The following is a 1414-nucleotide window of genomic DNA, read 5'->3' as shown; positions in this document are numbered from 1 at the left end:
GCGCCGAAGGATGGGACGCACATTCTCGCAATCCTATATCGTGATGCTTGCTCCGATATGGATGACATCCATAGAGCGTCGTTCAGCGAGGTCCGCGAAATATGGTACAAACCATACCATCAATTCGGTAAGCATCTTCCTTGGCACGCTGGTGACCCGTTCGATGCTCATGACGGAATGGCCTCAGATCATTTCGGTGAAGCAGTTCCCATCCACTGGCGCCCTCTCCCCACTCCTCCAAGCAGTGAGGTGGCGTGATGGGCAGGATCGTATCTTGGTTCTCGTGTGGGGCCGCCAGTGCCGTTGCGACAAAGCTCGCCATTCAGAATGCCAACGGCAAGGAAGTTGTCGTAGCGTACTGCGATACCAGCAAGCGCGAACACCCCGACAACATGCGTTTCCTCGCCGACTGTCAGAAGTGGTTCGGTCAGGAAATACTCATTCTAGGCAATGATGAGTATGATCGCGATCCTGATGTTGTCTTTCACAAGACGCGTTTTCTAGTCGGGCCTCGCGGTGCGCGGTGCACCGCTGAATTGAAACGGTCGGTCCGTCTTGAGGTTCAGCGTCCGGATGACGTTGTGGTACTAGGCTATACTGCTGAAGAATATGAAAAACGCCATAAGCGCACCGCCGCTGCGGAACCGTTTGTTCAATTCTGGCCCATCCTTTGGGAGCGCGGACTGTCCAAGGACGATTGCTTAGGCATCATCGACCGGGCCGGGATCGAGCTTCCCGCTATGTATAAGCTTGGCTATCGCAACAACAACTGTATCGGTTGCGTGAAAGGTCAAGCTGGGTACTGGAACAAAATCCGGGTCGATTTCCCAGAGCGCTTCGCAGAAATGGCCGCTATCGAGCGTGAGCTAGGCCGCGTCATCTGCAAGCGAGAGTGGGTAGAGGATGGCGTTCGAATGATGGAGCGAATTCCGCTTGACCGTCTTCCGCCAGACCTTGGCCGCTACGATGCCGAGCCAGACATTTCGTGTGGAATTATTTGCCAGTCTGCATCCATCGAGATTGCTGATTGCGATGAGGAGGAAGCCGCGTGATGAAAATTGTAAGGTCTAAAACGATCACGGTCACAATCTACATCGCCGGTGACTACGTCGAAGCGTTCAATGTATGTCAAGAATGGTGCGACCGCGTCGGCGCGTGCGTTACGGTCGAACCGCTAAACTATGCTTACACAAACGGCTTTGAAGCTGGCGTTCGCGTCGGTTTTATCAATTACCCACGGTTCCCCGCGGATGAGGAATACATCGTCGGTAGGGCTACAGAACTCGCCCTTTTGCTACTGGACCGGCTAAACCAACAGTCGTTTTCCATCGTCGCGCCGACTGAAACCCATTGGTATTCGCGCCGTCCCGACGCCTCCCACCCATCAGGAGGCGACCGCCATGGCGAGTGAACT

At 54.7% G+C, this 1414-nt stretch carries 2 protein-coding genes; both read left to right on the top strand.

Annotated features, from left to right (window positions below; all coding sequences use genetic code 11):
- Positions 1-257 precede the first annotated feature (257 nt).
- Positions 258-1052, top strand: a complete 795-nt coding sequence (locus tag FGI60_RS26160; protein WP_138787582.1) for a hypothetical protein — start codon at positions 258-260, stop codon at positions 1050-1052.
- On the top strand, positions 1052-1411 hold the full coding sequence (locus FGI60_RS26155) for a hypothetical protein (protein ID WP_138787581.1): 360 nt from the start codon (positions 1052-1054) through the stop codon (positions 1409-1411). Before FGI60_RS26160 ends, FGI60_RS26155 begins: the two co-directional genes overlap by 1 nt.
- Positions 1412-1414: the final 3 nt, after the last annotated feature.

This window comes from Brucella haematophila, from assembly GCF_005938105.1.
In the GTDB taxonomy this organism is placed as follows: Bacteria; Pseudomonadota; Alphaproteobacteria; order Rhizobiales; family Rhizobiaceae; genus Brucella; species Brucella haematophila.
The sequence above is the reverse complement of the archived record's forward strand: the minus strand, read 5'-3'. Positions and strand labels throughout refer to the sequence as shown.